The sequence below is a fragment of the Planococcus sp. PAMC 21323 genome, from assembly GCF_000785555.1.
Classification (GTDB): domain Bacteria; phylum Bacillota; class Bacilli; order Bacillales_A; family Planococcaceae; genus Planococcus.
Genome location: NZ_CP009129.1, coordinates 3,110,803 through 3,136,560, shown reverse-complemented (window position 1 = coordinate 3,136,560; position 25,758 = coordinate 3,110,803). Strand labels below are relative to the sequence as shown.

Below are 25,758 nucleotides of genomic sequence, written 5' to 3'. Positions count from 1 at the left end.
TCCAGTTTTCAAAGAACAAGTTTGAAAGTCACAAAAAAAGGCGTTGCCGCCTGAAGGTGAACCTTCAAAACTGAACGCAAAACGTCAACCCCGAGAAAACTCGGTTCCGAATTTATCCTTAGAAAGGAGGTGATCCAGCCGCACCTTCCGATACGGCTACCTTGTTACGACTTCACCCCAATCATCTGTCCCACCTTCGGCGGCTGGCTCCACAAGGGTTACCTCACCGACTTCGGGTGTTACAAACTCTCGTGGTGTGACGGGCGGTGTGTACAAGGCCCGGGAACGTATTCACCGTGGCATGCTGATCCACGATTACTAGCGATTCCGGCTTCATGCAGGCGAGTTGCAGCCTACAATCCGAACTGAGAACGGTTTTATGGGATTGGCTCCCCCTCGCGGGTTGGCAACCCTTTGTACCGTCCATTGTAGCACGTGTGTAGCCCAGGTCATAAGGGGCATGATGATTTGACGTCATCCCCACCTTCCTCCGGTTTGTCACCGGCAGTCACCTTAGAGTGCCCAACTGAATGCTGGCAACTAAGATCAAGGGTTGCGCTCGTTGCGGGACTTAACCCAACATCTCACGACACGAGCTGACGACAACCATGCACCACCTGTCACCACTGTCCCCGAAGGGAAAAGTGTATCTCTACACCGGGCAGTGGGATGTCAAGACCTGGTAAGGTTCTTCGCGTTGCTTCGAATTAAACCACATGCTCCACCGCTTGTGCGGGCCCCCGTCAATTCCTTTGAGTTTCAGCCTTGCGGCCGTACTCCCCAGGCGGAGTGCTTAATGCGTTAGCTGCAGCACTAAGGGGCGGAAACCCCCTAACACTTAGCACTCATCGTTTACGGCGTGGACTACCAGGGTATCTAATCCTGTTTGCTCCCCACGCTTTCGCGCCTCAGCGTCAGTTACAGACCAGAAAGTCGCCTTCGCCACTGGTGTTCCTCCACATCTCTACGCATTTCACCGCTACACATGGAATTCCACTTTCCTCTTCTGCACTCAAGTTCTCCAGTTTCCAATGACCCTCCACGGTTGAGCCGTGGGCTTTCACATCAGACTTAAAGAACCGCCTGCGCGCGCTTTACGCCCAATAATTCCGGACAACGCTTGCCACCTACGTATTACCGCGGCTGCTGGCACGTAGTTAGCCGTGGCTTTCTGGTGAGGTACCGTCAAGGTACCAGTAGTTACTTGGTACTTGTTCTTCCCTCACAACAGAGTTTTACGATCCGAAAACCTTCGTCACTCACGCGGCGTTGCTCCGTCAGACTTTCGTCCATTGCGGAAGATTCCCTACTGCTGCCTCCCGTAGGAGTCTGGGCCGTGTCTCAGTCCCAGTGTGGCCGATCACCCTCTCAGGTCGGCTACGCATCGTCGCCTTGGTAGGCCATTACCCCACCAACTAGCTAATGCGCCGCGGGCCCATCCTGCAGTGACAGCCGAAACCGTCTTTCCGTGCAGCCTCAGGAGAGGCCGCAAACTATTCGGTATTAGCACCGGTTTCCCGGAGTTATCCCGATCTGCAGGGCAGGTTGCCCACGTGTTACTCACCCGTCCGCCGCTAAACATTGGGAGCAAGCTCCCAATGTTCCGCTCGACTTGCATGTATTAGGCACGCCGCCAGCGTTCGTCCTGAGCCAGGATCAAACTCTCCATTATAGAGTAGTGTTGATTGCTCAATACTGCTGGCGTATCGCCGTCCGAAGACGCACGATTCGCTTTGATCTGCGTAAGCTGATTAGTAAGTTTTGCGCGGGCCGTTTTGCGCGACCGTTGCTATTTGTTGACGTTTTGCTGTTCAGTTTTCAAGGTTCAAGTTGTTTCAAGTTGTTGTGTCGTTCTTTACGACTCCTATGATACTAAAGCATATACTTCAGACTGTCAACACTTTTGGTAAATAAAATTATATTTATAAAACATTAACTACTAGATTCTCTTTTCCTTCTATATAAGAGTTTAAAAAAGAAGTTGTTTGAATTGCTTTATAAAAGCCATTTTAATCCAACTTCTTTTTCTCTCTTTCTATACAATGGACGATTCACACTTCTAACAATTATATCCAAAACATAATAAATCAGAATTTTTTCCATTTTTTTAGAAATCCAAAACCTCTATTAAAGCTCTCGTCGACCTTCCAACGCTTTTGATAAAGTCACTTCATCGGCATACTCTAAATCTCCACCCACTGGAAGTCCGTGTGCAATTCGAGTCGTCTTGATTCCTGACGGTCTTACGAGACGAGAAATATACATCGCTGTCGCTTCTCCCTCGATTGTTGGGTTGGTAGCTAAGATCAACTCTTCTACTTCTTCATCTTGAAGACGTTTCAATAGAGATGGAACATTGATGTCTTCAGGACCAATTCCATCCATTGGTGAAATCGCCCCTTGCAAGACATGATACAAACCTTTGTAATCACGCATCTTCTCCATCGCAATGACGTCTTTCGGGTCTTGTACTACGCAAATCGTCGTGCGGTCACGTTGTTGATCCTGACAAATATGACAAGGGTCGACATCGGTAATATGCCCGCAGACCGAGCAAAAGCTCAAGTTTCGTTTTGCATCGACCAACGCTTTTGCAAAATCAAGCACTGTATCCTCTTTCATACCGAGAACAAAAAACGCCAGACGGGCCGCTGTTTTCGGCCCGATTCCTGGCAATTTCATAAAACTCTCCATTAATTTTGAAATGGGTTCTGGATAATGCATCTCGTTTACCTCCTAGAACATGCCCGGGAGATTTAAGCCCTTCGTGAATTTCCCCATTGTGGAATTCGCATGTTCATCCGCTTTTTTAAACGCTTCGTTTGTCGCAACAACTAAAAGATCTTGTAACATTTCAACATCTTCTGGGTCTACTACAGTTGGATCAAGAACCATATCCAATACTTCTTTATGTCCAGATACAGTTACTTTAACCATACCGCCGCCTGCTGATCCTTCAAACTTCAATGTTCCTAGCTCTTCTTGAGCCACTGCCATTTCTTTTTGCATTTTTTGCATTTGTTTCATCATGCCTTGCATATTTCCTCCACCGCGCATAATTAGTTCCTCCTTAGAATTTTCATTTTAATCATCATGAACTTCGACAAAGTCTTTTCCGAAAAGACGCTCGGCTTCTGAGATAAACGGATCTTCTTCCGCTACTGCCCCTTCACCCGAAAACGGATTTTCTTCTTCAGACTCTGACTGCTTTTCTTCAGTGCCAGACTTTAACCCGCTATGTTTAATAAACTCTTCACGGATTTTCAGCCAACTGGCGTCTGGAACGAAAACCGGTGTATACGCTTTGCCTGCATACTGCTCTAGCAACTGGCTGAATGTCGCAGCAAAGGTCTGGTTTTCAGAAGCCATCTGGCAATGAATATCATACTTGAATTTTAACACAAATGCATCCGCTGATGCCGCTACTGGCTCCGCATCGTTCAATAAAGCTGAATGCGACCGCTGCAATTGATTCATGACAGTAGCCCAATTAGTTTTAATTGCTTGAATATCTGCTTTGGTCGCATTTTTCAAGACGTCTTGAATGCGCCCGGTTGGTATTTTAAAGCTACTTTGCACGCGCTGACGCTTTTTCTGCTCGGTCGGCGCCGCTTGTGCACCACTTCCTGCACCATTTTTTACTTGTTGCTGTAATTCACGCACTAAGTTTTCCAACTGGATCACTTTCGCTTCTAATTCAGGCGATACAGCTGAGGCCGTACTTTGTACCGGAACGTCTGCTTGTGCCATTTTCAGCAACGCGGTTTCCATATAGATTTTTGTGTGATTTGAAAAACGCATTTCTTGCTGCGTTTTCGATAACACATCTATCCAATTATAAAGTGTCGTTGACTCAAAACGATTAGCCAACTCTTCAAAACGCGGTTCATGCGCTGCAAGTTCTAACATATCATGAAGGTCTGGCGCTGTTTGAATCAATAACAAATCACGGAAAAACGTGATAAAGTCTTCAACCAACCGTACAGGATCTTTGCCATCGCGCACCAATTGTTCTAATAATGTCAAAGCTTGTCCGATATCTTTAGCGAGTAACGCTTCTGCAATGCCGTAAAACACATCTTGACTCACAGAACCCGTCACGAGCAATGCATCTTCAACCGTCATTTCATCTCCGCTGAACGAGACTACTTGATCGAGCAAACTAAGTGCATCCCGCATGCCACCTGCAGCAGCTTGCGCAATGATTTTTAGCACTTGTTCATTATAAGGAATCTCCGCATCTGTTAACACTTCTACCATACGAGAAACAATATCGACTTGCGTATGAGATTTAAAATCAAAGCGCTGACAGCGAGAAATAATCGTCAATGGTAGTTTATGCGGTTCGGTCGTCGCTAATATAAAGACCACATGTTCTGGCGGTTCTTCTAATGTTTTTAGCAACGCATTAAAGGCACTGTTTGATAACATATGCACTTCATCGATAATGTAAATTTTAAAACGTGAATTGGCCGGTGAAAACCGGACTTTTTCAATGATTTCCCGCATCTCTTCTACACGAGAATTGGAAGCCGCATCGAATTCAATCACGTCGGTATTGGATCCTTCGTTAATGCTTCTACAAGAAGTACATTCATTACAAGGTTCTGCCGTTGGAGCTTGTTCGCAGTTTAACGCTTTCGCGAATATTTTAGCGGCACTGGTTTTCCCTGTACCTCTTGGTCCCGAGAACAAATAAGCATGCGTCGTCTTATTGTAAAGGAGAGCATTTTGAAGGGTTTGTTTGACATGCATCTGACCTGTCATTTCAGAAAAGGACTGTGGTCTATAAACACGATAAAAAGCTTGATACGCCAACTTGTTCTCTCCTTTTGAAGAATCTGTTTTTCGTCCTGTCATTATACCATAAAACATAGTTTTTTCTGAACGATACCCTGCGATTCACGTGACGATTATGCGACTTAAAAAATAAAAAAACCTGCCCGCTACGAGAGCGGACAGGTTTGAAATTACAATTTTTGCCGTGCACCTTTCTTCGACTGCTGTACATAAGCGTTACCCTTGTCGTTGGCTCGATCTAGGCGATCCCGCGGCACATGGAATGTTCCACTTAATGCTGCTTCCTTCCGGACCTGACATGGTTCATGGGATTCCATTGCGCAGGACCCAGATGTCAACACTACGTGCACGAGGCAGACCTTACATACAAACAGCCTCAGAAAGGAATTCAGTCCTGCTAAAGCGGATTGCAGGTTACAGGACACCGCTATCTTCCCACCTAGCACGGCATTTACTAGTATACGAATTAATCTACGAAAAATCAATCCGTAACCTTCAATTGATGAAAATTTCTTTTTCATTGCCTTGAGTATAGGTCCACGTGTTATTCAAATTCTATTTTCACTATTGCATATGGAGCTTAGTTATACTACTTTCAGACTTACCAGTCATTCAGCTTTTTCATCCATCAAATAAGATTATTTTAAAATAAAATAAAAAAATCTTTAAAAACTGTTGACAGTTATTATTCATCCATGATAAATTAATTCTTGTCTCACACGGAGGAATACCCAAGTTTGGCTGAAGGGATCGGTCTTGAAAACCGACAGGGGAGTCAAATCCCGCGGGGGTTCGAATCCCTCTTCCTCCTCCATTTTTAATTTAACTTTTTATAACTACGATATAGCAAACCGGAAGGCTCAGGCCTTCCGGTTTTTTTATGTCCTTTTTATATTTCCCGGGAAATAAACAAACCCCTTGAGCAATTGCTCAAGGGGTTTGTTTATTTGCGTAAAATCGACGTTTGTTGCATAAAGTCACCGATGCGTTCAACAATTTGTTCCGAACACTCCGGATTCTTCAATAAATCGTAATCATTGATGTTTAAACGCAATACTGGACAGCCATTAAAAGAGTTGATCCAATTTTCATAGCGCTGGTGCATTTCTAGCCAGTAATCGACCGGTGTCTGCTGCTCCATCGCCCGTCCACGTTCTTGTATGCGCGACAGAATGTCTTCGATCGAACCTTCTAAGTAAATCAATAAATCTGGATGTGGGAAATAAGGAGTCATGACCATAGCTTCAAACAAATTCGTATACGTTTCATAATCCACATTGTTCATTGTGCCTTTATCCCAATGCATTTTCGCAAAAATCCCGGTATCTTCATAGATTGAACGATCTTGGATAAATCCGCCACCATATTCAAACATCCGCTTTTGCTCTTTAAAGCGTTCTGCAAGGAAATAAATCTGCAAATGGAAGCTCCATTTTTCAAAATCATCGTAAAACAAATCTAAATATGGATTGGACTCAACACTTTCAAAAGATGTGCGGAATTGCAATGCATCTGCTAAAGCTTTTGTCATCGTAGATTTCCCAACACCTACTGTGCCGGCTATTGTAATTACAGCATTTTGTGGAATGCCGTATTTTTCACGTAAATTCATAAGGTCAAACTCCTCTTCTGTAAAGTTGCATCTACTTTGTCCAGGATCAGTTGCAAGTCGCCATCGTTTTGAACAAAGTCGATTTCATCCCCATTAAAGCGTAAAACGGGAATTTCCGGATGCTCTCGTTCAAAGCGTTCGATAAACTCATGATAATCCGCAGCCAATTGCTCCATATATTCAGGTGTAATCATTTGCTCAAACTCGCGTCCTCGTAACTTGATGCGTTTCATCAACGTATCTAGACTCGCATGTAAGTAAATCACCATATTCGGCTTTGGCATATCTACTGTTAAAATTTTATAGATGGCTTCGTACTTGGCATATTCAGCTGTTGGCAATGTACGTTTCGCAAAAATAAGATTTTTAAAGATATGATAATCCGCGACTACTGGTTCGTGATTAGAGATGAACTTTTTCTGTATATCGGCTAATTGTTTATAACGATTACACAAGAAGAACATCTCTGTCTGAAAGCTCCACTCTGCTATATCTTCGTAAAATTTATTTAAAAACGGGTTTTCGTCAACAATTTCTTTTAATAGCTGAAATTGATTTTGATCGGCGAGCGCTTTGGTTAGCGAAGTCTTACCTACACCAATCGGGCCTTCTACCGTGATGAATGGAACCGGCATGTGAAGTCCTCCTTTTTCGATTCAAGTAAATTGCAATGCCATTTATTTTACCACATCACTCTCTTTAAAAGTAGAGTGGAAAATGGAGGAATTTATTAATGAATCGGTTTTTTAAAGGTCGCACCGTGGACTTCCTGTGTATCCATAACCGTTAAAAAGGCTTTCGAGTCAACATCTGCGACAATTTGCTTGAGCTTAGTCAATTCTAAACGAGTGACCACCACATATATGACATCTTTGGGTGTATTCAAATACCCCCCTTGACCATGTAACTTCGTAAAGCTTCGTCCAAGACGATCATTAATCGCCGAACCGATTTCTTCGTATTCTTCAGATATAATGAGTACTGCTTTCGTATCTTCAAGTCCCTGTATGACCACGTCAATTGTTTTAGAAGCAATATAATAAGTCAAAACCGAATACATTGCCTGTTCAAGCCCAAGAACAAAGGCAGCCCATCCGAAGATAAAAATATTGAAAAACATCACAAATTCACCGATTGAAAATGGCAATTTTTTCGTCAATAAAATACCAAGAATTTCGGTGCCATCCAGTGCGCCACCATTGCGGATAACAAGTCCAACGCCCATACCAAGAAGCAATCCACCAAATATGGTAGCTAGAAGTGGGTCATCTATAAAAGGTTCGATTTTATGCATTGGAATTTCGATCAATGCCAACGCAACAATCGCAAAAATAGAGGAGATGAAAAAGTTTCGACCGATGTGCTTATAGCCAAAATAAAGGAAAGGCAAATTGATCGCCACGATCAATACTCCAAAAGGAATAACAGTCAAATAATTTATAATTAGAGAAATCCCAATAATACCGCCATCAATAATCGAATTGGGGACTAAGAATAATTCGATGGAAGCTGCTGCCATAGTAGCACCAATAAAGATAAAAATAAATCGTAGAATGAAATGAAGAGGTTTTTCTTTTTTATGTTGTTTCATTCTTCTACCACTCCCCACTGTCTAGTATCTAGTTTCTTCATTTTACGCTGTTCTATGATTTTTGTCTGCATGACTCTTTTGTTCAATAGAAAATGCTACACTAGATTCAAGGAGCGATGCATCATGAACGGAATGGAAAAAGATCATTTTTATATGCAATTAGCGATTGAAGAAGCCAATAAAGCAGCTGCTAAAGGCGAGGTTCCGATTGGCGCCGTGATCGTCTATAAAGACAAAGTGATTGCACGTGCGCATAATTTGCGCGAAACAACACAAAATGCCGTAACACATGCTGAACTATTAGCCATTCAAGAAGCTTGCCTGCACCTTGGCAATTGGCGACTTGAAGATACAAAGCTTTACGTTACGTTAGAGCCTTGTCCAATGTGTGCGGGCGCCATATTGCAATCACGCATTCCACATATCGTTTACGGAGCACGAGATGCAAAGGCTGGTTGTGTCGATTCTTTGTATCGTCTGCTAAATGACGACCGCTTTAATCATCAATGCCAAGTTACAGAAAATGTACTTGCTGACGAATGTGGGCAATTATTAACACAGTTTTTCCGAAATTTAAGAGAAGCAAAAAAACTAAAACGGAAAACCCAGCTGTAGAGGGGTTTCCGTTTTTTATTCATTAATAAATTGATCAATTAAATGATTGACGATTTCTGGTTGTTCATGCTGAATCCAATGCGTCGCTTCTCCGACAAATGCCAAATTGACTTCTTCACAAAAAGACATGCTTTCTTTTGCTAACATAGGTGACAAGAACTGATCGCCTAATCCCCAAATAATTCGGACCGGCACGTTGATTTTCGCTTCGGACAATTGCTTAAAGCTCCCTTTCCGGATAGCCCGGTACCAGTTAAGCATCGCCGTCAATGCATCAGACTGCGACCACGCCGTTTTGTATTGCTCGATTTCAGCGATTGAAAAAGCGTCCGGGTTGCTCGACTTTGCAATGCCTTGCTGCATGACTTTAAACTCTCTCATACCAAGAGCTTTCTCGGGCAAGTTTGGTAATTGAAAAAACGCGATATAGGAGCTCTTCATCCACTGTAACGGATTTTTCATAAATACCCGCGGCATTGCTCGTGGATGTGGGATGTTCAACACAATCAATTTCTCCACATATTCAGGACGCGTGGACGCCAAATGCCAAGCCACTGCACCGCCCCAGTCATGGCCAATAATAATCGCTTTCTTTTTTTGAAAAAATTCAATAATCCCAATCACGTCATCCCGCAAATAATCAATTGTATAATGATCAATGCCTTTCGGTTTATCGCTCAAATTATAGCCACGTTGGTCAGGTGCTACTACTCGATAGCCTTTTTCCGCCAAGGGTTGAATTTGATTTTTCCAACCAAACCAAAATTCCGGAAAGCCATGCAATAAAACAACTAAAGGACCATCTTTTGGACCTGCTATCGCAGTATGCAGCTTGATGCCGTTAGTCTCGATATAGCGAAAGCTTATGCTGCTCATACAAATCACTCCTATCTTGCTTACTGTTACCCCCTCTTTACCCTCTTTGCCGAATAAAAAAGCTCAAAAGCAAATGCTTTTGAGCTTTTTAGACGATTATTCAATGATCTTTTTGCCGCCCATATAAGGCTGCAATACTTCAGGAATTAGGATTGATCCATCTTTTTGCTGACAGTTTTCAAGTAATGCTGCCACCGTACGACCAATTGCTAATCCACTGCCGTTTAATGTGTGAACAAATTCAGGTTTTCCTGTTGTTTCACGACGGAATTTAATATTTGCACGTCTTGCTTGGAAATCTTCAAAGTTACTGCAAGAAGAAATTTCACGATATGTTTCTTGGCTTGGAATCCATACTTCGATATCGTATTTTTTGGCAGCTGTAAACCCTAGGTCGGCTGTACACATCTTTAAGACGCGATAAGGTAGTCCTAAAAGTTGCAGTACTTTCTCCGCATGTCCTGTCAATTTCTCTAATTCGTCGTAAGAATCCTCTGGCTTTACAAAGCGCACTAGCTCGACTTTATTGAATTGGTGCTGTCTGATTAGTCCGCGTGTGTCGCGACCTGCAGAACCCGCTTCAGAGCGGAAATTCGCGCTATAAGATGCAAAGGCCTGAGGTAGCATATCTGCCGTTAAAATTTCATCTCGGTAAAAGTTAGTTACCGGTACTTCAGAAGTCGGAATCAGGAAATAATCTTCCTTCTCGATTAAGAATGCATCTTCTTCAAATTTCGGTAATTGGCCAGTGCCTGTTAAGCTTTCACGGTTCACCATATAAGGCGGCAACATTTCTTCATAGCCATGCTCTTCTTGATGGAGGTCCATCATAAAGTTGATCAATGCGCGTTCTAAGCGTGCGCCAAGACCACGGTAAAAGACAAAACGGCTTCCTGTTACTTTCGCTGCACGTTCAAAATCAATAATGTTTAAATCTGTTCCTAAATCCCAATGTGGCTTAACTTCAAAGTCAAACTCAGGCTTGTCACCCCATGTACGAATTTCTTCGTTGTCGTCTTCAGAATCACCAAATGGAACGCTATCATGAGGAATATTTGGCACACGCATCATAATATAATTTAAGCTTTCTTCTACTGCTTTTAACTCATCATCAATCTTTTTGATTTGATCACCGACTTCACGCATTTTAGCAATAGCCTCATCCGCATTTTCTTTCGCACGTTTCATCGTTGCAATATTTTGAGACGCTTCATTACGCTCGGCTTTTAATTTTTCAGTTTGCGCGATCAATTCACGGCGTTTTAGATCCAACCCTTCAAAATCATTAAGCACTGAAATATCTTCTCCGCGCTTTCCAAGCTTGGCTTTTACTTCTTCAAAATTGGCACGTACAAAACGAATATCCAACATACTGTTTTCCTCCTCAAATTTTAAAATAAAAAAAGACAACAAAAATAGCCCCCATCCCTTGGTAAAGGGACGAGAGCTACCCGCGTTGCCACCCTGATTGATCGGCAAAAGCCAATCCTCTTCATCACATAACGGCATTTAAACCGGCAATGGCTTTTTTCGCCATGCAACTCCGGGGTGGATTCAAACGCGTTTTTCACCGGTTCGCACCAACCACCGGCTCTCTTTAGAAAAACACTCGTTTTACTACTTCCCATCAACGTTTCGTCTTTTAAATTAATCATACTTTACTATAAGTTGATGGGTTTGGCAAGAGAAGGTCTGACTTATCCGGTATTATATTTAGAAAATAATTGGTAATGCGGTGGTCATCAGTTAGTTCTGGATGAAACGAGCAACCGAGAAATTGACCGTCTCTCGCCATCACAATTTTTCCGTCGTGTGTACATAACACTTCGGCCCCTTCGCCAACACTGACAATATGTGGTGCTCGGATAAAGACCGCGTCGAAAGCTCCATCGATGCCTTCTATCTCAAGTGGTGCTTCAAAACTATCTACTTGTCGACCAAATGAATTTCGTTCAACCAGAACATTCATCACACCAATATGCGCAGCATCGTTGCCAACGACTGTTTCAGCAAGCAAAATCAATCCCGCACATGTACCAAACATCGGTTTTCCTGTGTGAGCAAATTCTCGAAGTGGCTCCATCAAGCCGTAACGATCAATTAGTCGGCGCATTGTCGTACTTTCTCCACCTGGTAAGATTAATCCATCCAAGTTTTCAAGATCTTTTGGCCATTTAACAGCAATCGCTTCCGCTCCGCAGGCTATAATCGACTGGATATGCTCACGAACTGCCCCTTGCAAAGCGAGGACCCCAACTCGTTTCATCCTCACCAACCCCGCTCTTGCATACGTTCGCCAGCAGCTATCGTTGAAATCTCAATACCTTTCATCGCAATACCAAGGTCTTTTGACAGTTCAGCGATCAATTTGTAATCTTGGTAATGTGTAGTCGCTTCAACAATCGCACGTGCAAATCGTTCAGGATTATCCGATTTAAAAATACCAGAACCAACGAATACGCCGTCCGCTCCTAATTCCATCATTAACGCAGCATCCGCTGGTGTAGCAATCCCACCTGCAGCAAAATTAACTACCGGTAAGCGCCCTAAACTTTTAACTTCTTTTAAAAACTCATAAGAAGCTCCTAAGTTACGGGCTTCTGTCATTAGTTCGTCTTCACTCATGGCAATGACTTTTCGCACTTCTGCATTTACTTGTCGCAAATGACGAACCGCTTCGACAATATTACCTGTACCTGGTTCACCTTTTGTTCGAAGCATCGAAGCACCTTCGCCAATTCTACGGGCTGCTTCACCTAAGTTACGACATCCACAAACAAAAGGGACTGTGTATTGATTTTTTAGCAAATGAAACTCTTCATCTGCCGGTGTTAGTACTTCACTTTCATCAATATAATCGACACCCATCGCTTCTAAAATACGAGCTTCTACAATATGGCCAATACGAGCTTTCGCCATCACTGGGATGGATACAGCTTTCATTACCTCTTCGGTGATACGCGGGTCTGCCATACGTGCGACTCCGCCATCTCTCCGAATATCAGAAGGCACTCGTTCAAGTGCCATAACAGCCGTAGCTCCTGCAGCTTCCGCGATACGTGCTTGTTCTGCGTTGACGACATCCATAATCACGCCACCTTTTTGCATTTCGGCCATTCCTCTTTTTACACGATCTGTTCCTTGTTCAGTCATTTGTGAATTCCTCCTATTTGTTGATAAATTCAGTATAATAGGAATTGACCATATAAAAAGACTCAGTTATAATCATTTCAATAAGGTCAGTCGGAGGAATTCACATGGATATGCTGATGTTTCAGCTTCAAAAACAATCACAAATCCCTTTATACAAGCAGCTTTACCGTGAAATTAAAAAAGCAATTATTGAAGGTAAAATACGCGTCGATACAAAATTGCCAAGTAAACGAAAATTAGCCGATTACCTACAAATAAGCCAAACAACTGTAGAGCTTGCTTATGGACAACTTGTTGCTGAAGGGTTTATTGAGTCACGACCGCGCAAAGGTTTTTATGCCCAACCGGTTGAAGAACTGGCCTATTTAGATATTCCGCATGACGAACCCGTTATAGAAGAACCCATTTCATATAAAATAGATTTCAACTCTGGGAGCATCGATACGCATTCTTTCCCTTTTTTAACTTGGCGGAAACTGACACGCGATATTTTGGATGATTCCAATCATGAATTATTATTATCTGGTCATCCTCAAGGTGATGACGCCTTACGTCAAGAAATTGCTCGTTATTTGTATCAATCACGTGGTGTTGTTTGTCAGGCAGATCAAATCGTTATTGGTTCAGGAACAGAACAATTATTGCCTTTATTGATTCGATTACTTGATAAAAAACTGGTCTATGGCTATGAAAATCCTGGTTATGCCTTGACCCATAGTATTTTCAATCATCACGACCGTCAAGCAATCCCTATTGATATAGAACAAGACGGCTTAAATATTAGCCAACTAGAAGCTTCTATCGTCGATGTGGCCTATGTAACCCCTTCACACCAATTTCCGTCTGGGTCTGTGTTGAGTGCTACAAAACGAGCACAACTACTAAACTGGGCTGCAGCAAAACCCGAACGCTATATTATCGAAGACGATTATGACAGTGAATTCCGCTATACAAGTCAGCCGATTCCAGCTCTTCAAAGTATCGATTTAAGTGATCGTGTCATCTACATTAGTACTTTTTCCAAGTCATTAATGCCTTCTTTGCGTCTTGCTTATATGGTATTGCCTAAACGACTGTTGTCATCATATCAGCAAACCTTTAGGCATTACTCTTCTTCTGTACCGAGACACGATCAACACATGGTCGCTAAGTTTATGAAAGAAGGTCATTTCGCACGTCACTTGAATCGCATGCGTAAGTTGTATCAAAAGAAAATAAAACGACTTAGTCTATCTCTCGCTCCATTCTCTCCAGCAGTTACGCTTTCTGGCGAACAAGCAGGTATGCACATCGTTTTAACCATACAAACCAATTTGAGCGAAAACGAACTAGTGCAACGAGCAAAACAAGTGGGAATTCGCGTCACTGGCTTACATTCTTACGATGTCTATAAAAAAGACAGCACATTTCCTAAAATCGTGCTTGGATTTGGTGGATTGTCTGAAGAAGAAATTCATACTGGAATTACTGAATTAATGTCTTGTTGGGAAATTCAGTAAAAAAAGCCGTTCATCCGAATAGATGAACGGCTTTCCCTATTAAAATAACTCTTTTACAAAATTGCTGGCATCGTCCCATGCAGAAGATAAAAATTCTCCTGCACTACGCAATGATAAAGATACCCAATTTGCACGTTTTACAGACTCAGTTGTGGCAACTTTGACGTTCTTTTCATTGCCACTTAAATAACCATATTCCGTTCCGTCTGTTTTGGTAATCTCTATCGAACCTACCACTAAATCTTTTTCTACTTCAGCTTCTAACTTGCCATTTTGAACAATTGAATTATCTAATACCAATTCCGGTAGATACAATTCTTTATCAGTCGTCCGAATCATCATCGTTACCGGCTCTTTTACCGCAATAGCAACTTTTTCTTCTACACCTTTTTCAACTTCTAATGTACCTTGTTCTTTAAACTGATATCCCGCAGGAATAAGCTCTTCTTTCGTAAATTCATCAAAACCGTAATCGAATAACACACGAGTTGCATCAAATCGAGCTTTGTAAGAACCTTCACCCTTGCTATCTACAGCTCCCATCACAACAGTGATCAAACGTGTATCATCACGCTTTGCTGTGCCTGCAAACGAATACCCGGCAAAATCCGTGCTACCCGTTTTCAATCCATCGACACCTTCATATTCATAAATCAATCCTGGAAGCATCGAATTCCAGTTTTCCATACGAGTTTCATCTGACGTTCCTTCACGAAACATTTTTAATGGAATTTTTGTTGTATCTAATACTTCTGGATAATCGTCCAATAGAATTTTCGTTAATTTGGCAACTGAACGTGCCGGCATAATGTTTTCATCTGTTTCTTTTGTGCCTTCTGGATGCATCCCCATCAAGCTTGAATTGCTAAGGCCCGTAGAATTAACAAAAGTAGTTTCTTCTAAACCCATTTCTTTTGCTTTTTTATTCATCAACTGAACAAAGTCACTTTCCGTCCCAGCAATGGTTTCCGCGATACCGATTGTTGCTGCATTGGCAGAAAAAATGGCCATTGCTTCATACATTTCTTTGATCGTATAAGAGCCATCTGCACGAAATGGTACATTGCTCAAACGCATGTCTTGAGAAACACGATAAGTATAATCCGTTACTTGATACTCTTGATCCCAAGTTACTTTACCTTCTTCAATCGCTTCAAACAATAAATACTCCGTCATCATCTTTGTCATACTGGCAACCCCTAAAGGTTTTTCAGCATTTTTTTCATAAAGAATTTTACCACTTTCAGCATCTACTAATATTGCAGCTTCCGCCATTATAGTTAATGACTCCTCAGCATTTACTTGTTGCGGAGTCATTGTAGTTATCATGAATACAGCTAGTAATGCTATTAATAATCCTTTGTCTACTAAATTTCTCACTTGTTTAAATACCTCCATTAAAAGTTTCCACATGCTATTTTAGCATATCCACGAGACTCTAAGACATAAACATAAAAAAAGCACCTGATTCATCCATTAAGATGATGAATCAGGTGCTTTCGGTATATTAAATTGAGTAGTTAGGAGATTCTTTCGTGATCTGTACATCATGAGGATGGCTTTCACGTAAGCCAGCTCCAGTCATACGGATGAATTGTGATTCTTCACGTAAAACCTGTAAATCTTTTGTTCCGCAATATCCCATTCCTGCACGAATACCACCTAATAATTGATGAATCGTATCAGATAGAGGTCCTTTATATGGCATGCGGCCTTCAATACCTTCTGGAACTAGTTTTTTTGCATCGTCTTGGAAATAACGGTCTTTTGAACCTTTTTCCATTGAAGCAATCGATCCCATTCCACGGTATGTTTTAAAACGACGACCTTGGAAAATTTCTGTGTCTCCAGGGCTTTCTGTTGTACCAGCTAGCAAGCTACCTAGCATTACTACATGTCCACCAGCTGCTAATGCTTTGATGATATCGCCAGAATACTTAATCCCGCCATCAGCAATGACTGCTTTGCCATGTTTACGAGCTTCTGTTGCACAATCATAAACTGCTGTAATTTGCGGAACACCCACGCCTGCTACAACACGAGTCGTACAGATAGAACCAGGCCCGATACCTACTTTAACTACATCTGCACCAGCTTCAATTAATGCCTTTGTGCCTTCAGCAGTAGCTACGTTTCCTGCAATGATTGATAGTTCCGGGTATGTCGCACGAATTTGTCTAACCATTCCTAATACGCCTTCTGAATGACCGTGAGCTGTATCTAGTACGATAACATCTACAGAAGCTTTGACTAATTTTTCAACGCGCTTCATTGTATCTGAAGTAACACCTACAGCAGCACCTACTAGCAAACGACCATGACTATCTTTTGCAGCATTCGGGAACTCAATCACTTTTTCAATATCTTTAATTGTGATCAAGCCTTTTAAAACACCTTCGCTATCAACGATTGGTAATTTTTCAATTTTATATTGTTGCAAGATCTTTTCAGCATCTTCTAATGTTGTTCCGATTGGGGCAGTTACTAATTTTTCTTTTGTCATTACATCGTTAATCATCAAAGAATAATCTTGGATAAAGCGCAAATCGCGGTTCGTAATAATTCCAACAAGTTTAAGTTCTTTTTCATTATTTACAATTGGAACACCTGAAATTCGATATTTCCCCATTAAATGCTCAGCATCATAAACTTGGTGTTCAGGAGTCAAAAAGAAAGGATCTGTAATAACGCCGTTCTCAGAACGCTTTACAGTCACGACCTGTTCAGCTTGTTCTTCAATACTCATATTTTTATGAATAATCCCTAATCCGCCTTGACGAGCCATAGCAATAGCCATTTTAGCTTCTGTCACCGTATCCATACCTGCACTGATTACTGGAATTTTCAACTTAAGTGTTGGTGTTAATTCAACTGCCAAATCAATGTCTTTCGGCAATACCTCCGAATGAGCTGGTACAAGTAATACATCATCAAACGTTAAGCCTTCTTTTACAAATTTTGACTCCCACATAAATTAACGCGCCTCCCGCTTCCTTTAAATATTATTGTTAAGGTTATCAGCGTCCATATAGTGTGTCAAGAAACTACTAAAAGAAAAAAAATTTAGAATAATTAATCAAATGAAGGTGTTTGTTTTTAAATTCTTATATTATATGATTTTACGGGTAACTTCATTATATTGATATTTGTTTATTTACATATTTTAGTACTGATTTGATTTCTCTAATAACCATGAAAAAAAGCCGTTACCGGAATCGGTAACGACTTTCTTGAATTGCCCAGCGACGTCTTACTCTCACAGGGGGAAACCCCCAACTACCATCAGCGCAAAAGAGCTTAACTGCCGTGTTCGGGATGGGAACGGGTGTGGCCTCTTTGCCATCATCACTGGACTATTTGGTTGAGTGCTTGTTCACTCAAAACTGGATAAACGACATTGGAACGTGCAAGATTTTCGCCTACAATTTGTTGGTTAAGTCCTCGATCGATTAGTATTCGTCAGCTGCACGTGTCGCCACGCTTCCACCTCGAACCTATCTACCTCATCGTCTTTGAGGGATCTTACTTGCTTGCGCAATGGGAAATCTCATCTTGAGGGGGGCTTCGTGCTTAGATGCTTTCAGCACTTATCCCGGCCACACATAGCTACCCAGCGATGCCCTTGGCAGAACAACTGGTACACCAGCGGTGTGTCCATCCCGGTCCTCTCGTACTAAGGACAGCTCCTCTCAAATTTCCTGCGCCCGCGACGGATAGGGACCGAACTGTCTCACGACGTTCTGAACCCAGCTCGCGTACCGCTTTAATGGGCGAACAGCCCAACCCTTGGGACCGACTACAGCCCCAGGATGCGATGAGCCGACATCGAGGTGCCAAACCTCCCCGTCGATGTGGACTCTTGGGGGAGATAAGCCTGTTATCCCCGGGGTAGCTTTTATCCGTTGAGCGATGGCCCTTCCATGCGGAACCACCGGATCACTAAGCCCGTCTTTCGACCCTGCTCGACATGTACGTCTCGCAGTCAAGCTCCCTTCTGCCTTTACACTCTACGAATGATTTCCAACCATTCTGAGGGAACCTTTGGGCGCCTCCGTTACTCTTTAGGAGGCGACCGCCCCAGTCAAACTGCCCGCCTGACACTGTCTCCCAAGCCGATCAGGCTTGTGGGTTAGAATTTCAATACAACCAGGGTAGTATCCCACTGACGCCTCCTCCGAAGCTGGCGCTCCGGAATCTCAGGCTCCTACCTATCCTGTACAAGTTGCACCAAAATTCAATATCAGGCTACAGTAAAGCTCCACGGGGTCTTTCCGTCCTGTCGCGGGTAACCTGCATCTTCACAGGTACTATAATTTCACCGAGTCTCTCGTTGAGACAGTGCCCAGATCGTTACGCCTTTCGTGCGGGTCGGAACTTACCCGACAAGGAATTTCGCTACCTTAGGACCGTTATAGTTACGGCCGCCGTTTACTGGGGCTTCAATTCGCACCTTCGCTTGCGCTAAGCACTCCTCTTAACCTTCCAGCACCGGGCAGGCGTCAGCCCCTATACGTCACCTTACGGTTTTGCAGAGACCTGTGTTTTTGCTAAACAGTCGCCTGGGCCTATTCACTGCGGCTCTCTCGGGCTATTCACCCTACCAGAGCACCCCTTCTCCCGAAGTTACGGGGTCATTTTGCCGAGTTCCTTAACGAGAGTTCACTCGCTCACCTTAGAATTCTCTTCTCGCCTACCTGTGTCGGTTTGCGGTACGGGCACCTCCCGCCTCGCTAGAGGCTTTTCTTGGCAGTGTGAAATCAGGGACTCTAAGGGTAAACCCTCTTGCCATCACAGCTCAACGTATCAGGAATGGGATTTGCCTCATTCCACGCCTCACTGCTTGGACGTGCACAACCAACGGCACGCTCTCCTTATCCTTCTGCGTCCCCCCATTGCTCAAACGGCGGGGAGGTGGTACAGGAATATCAACCTGTTGTCCATCGTCTACGCCTATCGGCCTCGACTTAGGTCCCGACTAACCCTGAGCGGACGAGCCTTCCTCAGGAAACCTTAGGCATTCGGTGGACGGGATTCTCACCCGTCTTTCGTTACTCATACCGGCATTCTCACTTCTAAGCGCTCCACCAGTCCTTCCGGTCTGACTTCTACGCCCTTAGAACGCTCTCCTACCACGGATCTCTTACGAGATCCATCCACAGCTTCGGTAATCCGTTTAGCCCCGGTACATTTTCGGCGCAGTGTCACTCGACCAGTGAGCTATTACGCACTCTTTAAATGATGGCTGCTTCTAAGCCAACATCCTGGTTGTCTAAGCAACGCCACATCCTTTTCCACTTAACGGATATTTGGGGACCTTAGCTGGTGGTCTGGGCTGTTTCCCTCTTGACTACGGATCTTATCACTCGCAGTCTGACTCCCAAGCATAAATCACTGGCATTCGGAGTTTGTCTGAATTCGGTAACCCGGGATGGGCCCCTAGTCCAAACAGTGCTCTACCTCCAGGATTCTCTATCTTGAGGCTAGCCCTAAAGCTATTTCGGAGAGAACCAGCTATCTCCAGGTTCGATTGGAATTTCTCCGCTACCCACACCTCATCCCCGCACTTTTCAACGTGCGTGGGTTCGGGCCTCCAGTAAGTGTTACCTTACCTTCACCCTGGACATGGGTAGATCACCTGGTTTCGGGTCTACAACTACATACTCTGGCGCCCTATTCAGACTCGCTTTCGCTGCGGCTCCGCCTTCTCAGCTTAACCTTGCATGTAATCGTAACTCGCCGGTTCATTCTACAAAAGGCACGCCATCACCCATTAACGGGCTTTGACTACTTGTAGGCACACGGTTTCAGGATCTATTTCACTCCCCTTCCGGGGTGCTTTTCACCTTTCCCTCACGGTACTGGTTCACTATCGGTCACTAGGAAGTATTTAGCCTTGGGAGATGGTCCTCCCAGATTCCGACGGAATTTCACGTGTTCCGCCGTACTCAGGATCCACTCTGGAGGGGTAGGGTTTTCGGCTACGGGGCTGTTACCCGCTGTGGCGGACCGTTCCAGGTCGCTTCGCCTAATCCTACCTTTTGTAACTCCGTATAGAGTGTCCTACAACCCCAAGAGGCAAGCCTCTTGGTTTGGGCTGATCCCGTTTCGCTCGCCGCTACTCAGGGAATCGCATTTGCTTTCTCTTCCTCCAGGTACTTAGATGTTTCAGTTCCCTGGGTCTGCCTTCTCATGTGCTATAGATTCACACATGGATACTACCCGATTAAAGGTAGTGGGTTCCCCCATTCGGAAATCTCCGGATCATCGCTCACTTACAGCTCCCCGAAGCATATCGGTGTTAGTGCCGTCCTTCTTCGGCTCCTAGTGCCAAGGCATCCACCGTGCGCCCTTTCTAACTTAACCAATGGTTAATTAAAAAGTTGTGACCAATGGTCACGCGTACTTGAATTTCTTGCATTTGTTTCAATGTCGTTTTATCCAGTTTTCAAAGAACAAGTCTGAAAGTCACAAAAAAAGGCGTTGCCGCCTGAAGGTGAACCTTCAAAACTGAACGCAAAACGTCAACCCCGAGAAAACTCGGTTCCGAATTTATCCTTAGAAAGGAGGTGATCCAGCCGCACCTTCCGATACGGCTACCTTGTTACGACTTCACCCCAATCATCTGTCCCACCTTCGGCGGCTGGCTCCACAAGGGTTACCTCACCGACTTCGGGTGTTACAAACTCTCGTGGTGTGACGGGCGGTGTGTACAAGGCCCGGGAACGTATTCACCGTGGCATGCTGATCCACGATTACTAGCGATTCCGGCTTCATGCAGGCGAGTTGCAGCCTACAATCCGAACTGAGAACGGTTTTATGGGATTGGCTCCCCCTCGCGGGTTGGCAACCCTTTGTACCGTCCATTGTAGCACGTGTGTAGCCCAGGTCATAAGGGGCATGATGATTTGACGTCATCCCCACCTTCCTCCGGTTTGTCACCGGCAGTCACCTTAGAGTGCCCAACTGAATGCTGGCAACTAAGATCAAGGGTTGCGCTCGTTGCGGGACTTAACCCAACATCTCACGACACGAGCTGACGACAACCATGCACCACCTGTCACCACTGTCCCCGAAGGGAAAAGTGTATCTCTACACCGGGCAGTGGGATGTCAAGACCTGGTAAGGTTCTTCGCGTTGCTTCGAATTAAACCACATGCTCCACCGCTTGTGCGGGCCCCCGTCAATTCCTTTGAGTTTCAGCCTTGCGGCCGTACTCCCCAGGCGGAGTGCTTAATGCGTTAGCTGCAGCACTAAGGGGCGGAAACCCCCTAACACTTAGCACTCATCGTTTACGGCGTGGACTACCAGGGTATCTAATCCTGTTTGCTCCCCACGCTTTCGCGCCTCAGCGTCAGTTACAGACCAGAAAGTCGCCTTCGCCACTGGTGTTCCTCCACATCTCTACGCATTTCACCGCTACACATGGAATTCCACTTTCCTCTTCTGCACTCAAGTTCTCCAGTTTCCAATGACCCTCCACGGTTGAGCCGTGGGCTTTCACATCAGACTTAAAGAACCGCCTGCGCGCGCTTTACGCCCAATAATTCCGGACAACGCTTGCCACCTACGTATTACCGCGGCTGCTGGCACGTAGTTAGCCGTGGCTTTCTGGTGAGGTACCGTCAAGGTACCAGTAGTTACTTGGTACTTGTTCTTCCCTCACAACAGAGTTTTACGATCCGAAAACCTTCGTCACTCACGCGGCGTTGCTCCGTCAGACTTTCGTCCATTGCGGAAGATTCCCTACTGCTGCCTCCCGTAGGAGTCTGGGCCGTGTCTCAGTCCCAGTGTGGCCGATCACCCTCTCAGGTCGGCTACGCATCGTCGCCTTGGTAGGCCATTACCCCACCAACTAGCTAATGCGCCGCGGGCCCATCCTGCAGTGACAGCCGAAACCGTCTTTCCGTGCAGCCTCAGGAGAGGCCGCAAACTATTCGGTATTAGCACCGGTTTCCCGGAGTTATCCCGATCTGCAGGGCAGGTTGCCCACGTGTTACTCACCCGTCCGCCGCTAAACATTGGGAGCAAGCTCCCAATGTTCCGCTCGACTTGCATGTATTAGGCACGCCGCCAGCGTTCGTCCTGAGCCAGGATCAAACTCTCCATTATAGAGTAGTGTTGATTGCTCAATACTGCTGGCGTATCGCCGTCCGAAGACGCACGATTCGCTTTGATCTGCGTAATGCTGATCAGTAAGTTTTGCGCGGGCCGTTTTGCGCGACCGTTGCTATTTGTTGACGTTTTGCTGTTCAGTTTTCAAGGTTCAAGTTGTTTGCCGCGCTCATTGGCGACTCAACTAATATACCATGCTGATATATGAGAGTCAACACTTTATGCAAAGAAATCTTCAATTTAATAAAATAAGTCTATTTCAAAATAAAGATTCCCTCCTTTATATGCTAAATAAGATAAAGACAATGAACTCTTGGAATTCTCCTTAAACCTTTCCACCACTTGTTTTCCCTAGCTTTTTCACTCTACTCCGCTTACTAAAAGACAGTATTACTACAGGTGAAATTATTATCGAAATCTACTCATCAACAATTCGACTTCCCTAATTGAACCACTCACTTATGAATAGCGTGTATCCAACATAACTGCTTTGGAAACAATTTAGTATATTCTATATCTCAGTTTCAATATCCCAACTCTACTTTTAAAGTTGTTTATCTATAAGATACCTTTCTGAATTAGTCATCAGGGTAGATCAAGCTTATATCTATAAATTGCTCTTCCATATAACTTCTCGCCATTTTTTAATAGGCTCATAAGTTAATAAGATTCGAAAAGTACGATTGAATAAAAAATCGTAGCTTTCGCTTTGTCGCTGTTCTAGAAACTACTTCCGAACACAATCGATTGCCATGAGATATTGATGACTTGATCGTAAAACGTCTGCTGCGATCTTAAGCTTATAAAAATTAAACTTCATCTTTTCTGTTGACTCAAAAAACTGACGAACTCGTAATAATTTTTTCCATAACAAAAGCCCCTCGATTCGAATCAAGGGGCTCAAGCTTATTCTCCGTCTTCTTCTGGAGTTTCTTCTATAAGATCAACTTGGTCATCCGCAACAACTTCATTTGCTTCAGAGTTTTCGTTGACTGCTGTTTCTGCATTCTCTTCGTCGCCTTCTTCTAACTCTTCCGGAACGTCGATATCTTTTTTAACTTTAGCCACAGTCGCTACTACTTCGTCATCGCCTAATCGAATTAAACGAACGCCTTGCGTACTTCTGCCTGTAGTTGAAATATCGTTAACATCCATACGAATTAAAATACCATTGACCGTAATGAGCATGATATCTTCCGTGCCATTAACAGTTCGCACCGCAACAAGAGGCCCGTTTTTATCTGTAATTTGACACGTTTTGATTCCCATACCGCCACGAGATTGAACACGGTACTCAGATTCTTTCGTCTGCTTACCATATCCTTTCTCTGTAATGACCAATACATTATCGTTAGGATCCAAAATCTCCATACCGACTACTGCATCGCCTTCACGCAGACGAATGCCCCGAACTCCACTAGCTGTTCGGCCCATGCTGCGAATATCGGTTTCAGGGAAGCGAATCAATGCACCATCTTTAGTACCAATGACCATTTCCTTAGTGCCGTCTGTTAGTTTCACTGAAATAAGTTCATCTTCTTCACGAAGACTAATCGCAATCAAACCGTTTTGACGGATGTTGGCATAATTTGTTACAGGTGTCCGTTTGCTCAGACCTTCACGTGTTGTAAAGAAGAAGAATGAGTCTTCTTTGAATTCTTTCACACGGATAACAGCTGTAACTTTCTCTTCTTTACTAATTTCTAAAAGGTTAACCAATGGTAAGCCTTTGGCAGTCCGGCCGTATTCAGGAATTTGATATCCTTTTTTACGATAAACTTTCCCTTTGTTTGTAAAGAATAGAATGGTGTCATGAGTAGACGTATACAATAAATGTTCAACGAAATCGTCTTCGTTTGTCCCCATACCTTGTACGCCACGTCCACCGCGTTTTTGACTGCGGTAAGTGTTAGCTGGTAAACGTTTGATATAACCGTTATGAGTCAGTGTTAATACTGTTGCTTCCACTGGGATCAAATCTTCATCTTCAAACATTTCCGCTCCACCGGTCGTAATTTCAGTTCTACGTTTGTCGCTAAAGCGTTCTTTAATTTCAAGCATTTCTTCTTTAATGATTTCAAGAATGCGGTAATCATTCGCAAGAATGTATCTCAATTCTTCGATTAATTTTACTAATGCTTGATATTCTTCTTCAATTTTATCGCGTTCCAACCCTGTTAAACGTTGCAATCGCATATCTAAAATGGCTTGAGATTGACGTTCAGTTAAATTGAAATCAGTCATTAAACCATTGCGTGCTTGTTCTGCGGTTTGTGATCCACGGATTAACGCAATAATGGCATCAATATGATCTAATGCAATTCGCAAACCTTCCAAAATATGAGCGCGATCTTCTGCTTTCGTCAATTCGAATTGTGTACGACGACGAATAACCACTTTCTGATGCTCAAGGTAATGGAAAAGAATTTCTTTTAAGCTAAGAACTTTTGGTCGGCCGTCTACAAGTGCCAGCATGTTAAGTCCAAAACTGGTTTGCATCGCCGTTTGTTTGTATAAATTGTTTAATAAAACACTTGCACTGGCATCTCGGCGAACTTCGATGACAATACGCATGCCGTTACGGTCAGACTCATCTCGTAAATCAGTAATTCCGTCGATTTTCTTATCGCGCACAAGTTCTGCGATTTTTTCAATCAAACGGGCTTTATTGACTTGGAAAGGAATTTCATTAACGATAATGACTTCTTTGCCATTTGGTTTTGTTTCGATATCGACAACCGAACGAATTAACACAGAACCTTTACCTGTTTCATAAGCGCGACGAATCCCACTACGACCAAGGATAATACCACCAGTCGGGAAATCAGGTCCTTCGATATGTTCCATAAGTTCTTCAGTCGTGATTGCTGGATTATCAGCAAGTGCCAAAACCGCATCGATTGTTTCGCCCAAATGGTGTGGCGGAATATTCGTAGCCATACCAACAGCAATCCCTGAAGTACCGTTTACTAAAAGGTTAGGGAATCGACTTGGTAACACAATTGGTTCTTTTTCTTGACCATCGTAGTTATCGCGATAATCAACAGTATTTTTGTTTAAGTCACGTAATAATTCCATCGAAATCTTCGACATTTTAGATTCCGTATAACGCATTGCTGCAGCAGAATCTCCATCGACTGACCCGAAGTTTCCGTGTCCATCTACAAGCATATAGCGGTAACTGAAATCTTGCGCCATACGAACCATGGTTTCATAAACAGCAGAGTCACCGTGAGGATGGTATTTACCAATAACATCTCCAACGATACGCGCTGATTTTTTATAGCCTTTCTCTGCTGTAATGCCTAAATCATGCATTGCATAAAGAATGCGGCGATGAACTGGCTTTAATCCATCACGTACATCTGGTAAGGCGCGGGATACGATAACACTCATTGCATAATCTAAAAATGAAGTCCGCATTTCCGTACTTATGTTTATTTCTTCAACACCACTGCTCGGCCGTTCAGCCATATCCGCAGCCTCCTCTCAACTTTATA

General features: G+C 43.7%; 15 protein-coding genes, 1 tRNA gene, 4 rRNA genes, 1 other RNA gene and 1 other annotated feature. Of the genes, 3 read left to right on the top strand and 18 right to left on the bottom strand.

Annotation, left to right across the window (positions count from 1 at the left end; translation table 11 throughout):
* Positions 1 to 122: 122 nt before the first annotated feature.
* From PLANO_RS15365 to ffs, 5 genes are all read right to left on the bottom strand, one after another.
* A 16S ribosomal RNA gene (locus tag PLANO_RS15365) occupies positions 123 to 1,672 on the bottom strand.
* A 455-nt stretch (positions 1,673 to 2,127) separates the two neighbouring features.
* The gene (gene recR / locus PLANO_RS15360) at positions 2,128 to 2,724 is read right to left on the bottom strand and encodes a recombination mediator RecR (RefSeq protein ID WP_008497656.1); all 597 of its coding nucleotides are present in this window, start codon (positions 2,722 to 2,724) and stop codon (positions 2,128 to 2,130) included.
* 12 nt (positions 2,725 to 2,736) lie between these two features.
* Positions 2,737 to 3,057 carry a YbaB/EbfC family nucleoid-associated protein gene (locus PLANO_RS15355; RefSeq protein WP_038705285.1) on the bottom strand — a complete coding sequence of 107 codons (321 nt, stop codon included), beginning with the start codon at positions 3,055 to 3,057 and terminating at the stop codon, positions 2,737 to 2,739.
* 27 nt (positions 3,058 to 3,084) lie between these two features.
* Positions 3,085 to 4,818: a DNA polymerase III subunit gamma/tau gene (gene dnaX / locus PLANO_RS15350; RefSeq protein WP_038705284.1), complete on the bottom strand. Its 1,734-nt coding sequence runs from the start codon at positions 4,816 to 4,818 to the stop codon at positions 3,085 to 3,087.
* A gap of 164 nt (positions 4,819 to 4,982) precedes the next feature.
* Positions 4,983 to 5,248: signal recognition particle sRNA large type (gene ffs / locus PLANO_RS15925), an RNA gene on the bottom strand.
* Positions 5,249 to 5,521: 273 nt separating this feature from the next.
* On the opposite strand from ffs, the gene PLANO_RS15345 reads away from it, so the two are divergent.
* Positions 5,522 to 5,614: transfer RNA gene (locus PLANO_RS15345), tRNA-Ser, on the top strand.
* Positions 5,615 to 5,743: 129 nt separating this feature from the next.
* Here PLANO_RS15345 and PLANO_RS15340 read toward each other — a convergent pair.
* The 3 genes from PLANO_RS15340 to PLANO_RS15330 form a co-directional block, all read right to left on the bottom strand.
* Positions 5,744 to 6,412, bottom strand: coding sequence for a deoxynucleoside kinase (locus tag PLANO_RS15340; RefSeq protein WP_038705283.1), 669 nt, complete (start codon positions 6,410 to 6,412; stop codon positions 5,744 to 5,746).
* Positions 6,409 to 7,047, bottom strand: coding sequence for a deoxynucleoside kinase (locus PLANO_RS15335; RefSeq protein ID WP_038705282.1), 639 nt, complete (start codon positions 7,045 to 7,047; stop codon positions 6,409 to 6,411). The genes PLANO_RS15340 and PLANO_RS15335 overlap by 4 nt, the downstream gene beginning before the upstream one ends.
* Before the next feature lie 95 nt (positions 7,048 to 7,142).
* Positions 7,143 to 8,003 carry a YitT family protein gene (locus tag PLANO_RS15330; protein WP_038705281.1) on the bottom strand — a complete coding sequence of 287 codons (861 nt, stop codon included), beginning with the start codon at positions 8,001 to 8,003 and terminating at the stop codon, positions 7,143 to 7,145.
* Between the two features lie 123 nt (positions 8,004 to 8,126).
* On the opposite strand from PLANO_RS15330, the gene tadA reads away from it, so the two are divergent.
* Positions 8,127 to 8,618: a tRNA adenosine(34) deaminase TadA gene (tadA, locus tag PLANO_RS15325; RefSeq protein WP_156108916.1), complete on the top strand. Its 492-nt coding sequence runs from the start codon at positions 8,127 to 8,129 to the stop codon at positions 8,616 to 8,618.
* A gap of 15 nt (positions 8,619 to 8,633) precedes the next feature.
* On the opposite strand, the gene PLANO_RS15320 is transcribed toward tadA, so the two are convergent.
* The 4 genes from PLANO_RS15320 to pdxS all read right to left on the bottom strand — a co-directional run bounded on the left by PLANO_RS15320 (position 8,634) and on the right by pdxS (position 12,647).
* A complete protein-coding gene (locus PLANO_RS15320; protein ID WP_038705280.1) occupies positions 8,634 to 9,494 on the bottom strand; it encodes an alpha/beta fold hydrolase in 861 nt (286 codons plus the stop codon).
* Between the two features lie 96 nt (positions 9,495 to 9,590).
* A complete protein-coding gene (gene serS, locus PLANO_RS15315; RefSeq protein ID WP_038705279.1) occupies positions 9,591 to 10,865 on the bottom strand; it encodes a serine--tRNA ligase in 1,275 nt (424 codons plus the stop codon).
* Positions 10,866 to 10,927: 62 nt separating this feature from the next.
* Positions 10,928 to 11,134 (bottom strand) — a binding site (T-box leader).
* Between the two features lie 11 nt (positions 11,135 to 11,145).
* Entirely contained in the window at positions 11,146 to 11,760 is a 615-nt protein-coding gene (gene pdxT / locus PLANO_RS15310; RefSeq protein WP_038705278.1) for a pyridoxal 5'-phosphate synthase glutaminase subunit PdxT, read from the bottom strand.
* 2 nt (positions 11,761 to 11,762) lie between these two features.
* The gene (gene pdxS, locus PLANO_RS15305; RefSeq protein ID WP_038705277.1) at positions 11,763 to 12,647 is read right to left on the bottom strand and encodes a pyridoxal 5'-phosphate synthase lyase subunit PdxS; all 885 of its coding nucleotides are present in this window, start codon (positions 12,645 to 12,647) and stop codon (positions 11,763 to 11,765) included.
* 104 nt (positions 12,648 to 12,751) lie between these two features.
* Between pdxS and pdxR the strand changes: the two genes are divergently transcribed.
* Positions 12,752 to 14,146: a MocR-like pyridoxine biosynthesis transcription factor PdxR gene (gene pdxR / locus PLANO_RS15300; protein WP_038705276.1), complete on the top strand. Its 1,395-nt coding sequence runs from the start codon at positions 12,752 to 12,754 to the stop codon at positions 14,144 to 14,146.
* A gap of 39 nt (positions 14,147 to 14,185) precedes the next feature.
* On the opposite strand, the gene PLANO_RS15295 is transcribed toward pdxR, so the two are convergent.
* The 6 genes from PLANO_RS15295 to gyrA all read right to left on the bottom strand — a co-directional run bounded on the left by PLANO_RS15295 (position 14,186) and on the right by gyrA (position 25,732).
* Complete coding sequence (locus tag PLANO_RS15295) at positions 14,186 to 15,544, bottom strand: serine hydrolase (RefSeq protein ID WP_038705275.1); 1,359 nt, start codon at positions 15,542 to 15,544, stop codon at positions 14,186 to 14,188.
* Between the two features lie 109 nt (positions 15,545 to 15,653).
* Entirely contained in the window at positions 15,654 to 17,117 is a 1,464-nt protein-coding gene (gene guaB / locus PLANO_RS15290) for an IMP dehydrogenase (RefSeq protein ID WP_038705274.1), read from the bottom strand.
* A 266-nt stretch (positions 17,118 to 17,383) separates the two neighbouring features.
* A 5S ribosomal RNA gene (rrf, locus tag PLANO_RS15285) occupies positions 17,384 to 17,499 on the bottom strand.
* A gap of 76 nt (positions 17,500 to 17,575) precedes the next feature.
* Positions 17,576 to 20,509: ribosomal RNA gene (locus PLANO_RS15280) — 23S ribosomal RNA — on the bottom strand.
* 196 nt (positions 20,510 to 20,705) lie between these two features.
* Positions 20,706 to 22,255 (bottom strand): 16S ribosomal RNA (locus tag PLANO_RS15275).
* The 16S, 23S and 5S rRNA genes sit together here, the layout of an rRNA operon.
* 909 nt (positions 22,256 to 23,164) lie before the next feature.
* Complete coding sequence (gyrA, locus tag PLANO_RS15270; protein ID WP_038705273.1) at positions 23,165 to 25,732, bottom strand: DNA gyrase subunit A; 2,568 nt, start codon at positions 25,730 to 25,732, stop codon at positions 23,165 to 23,167.
* Positions 25,733 to 25,758 lie beyond the last annotated feature (26 nt).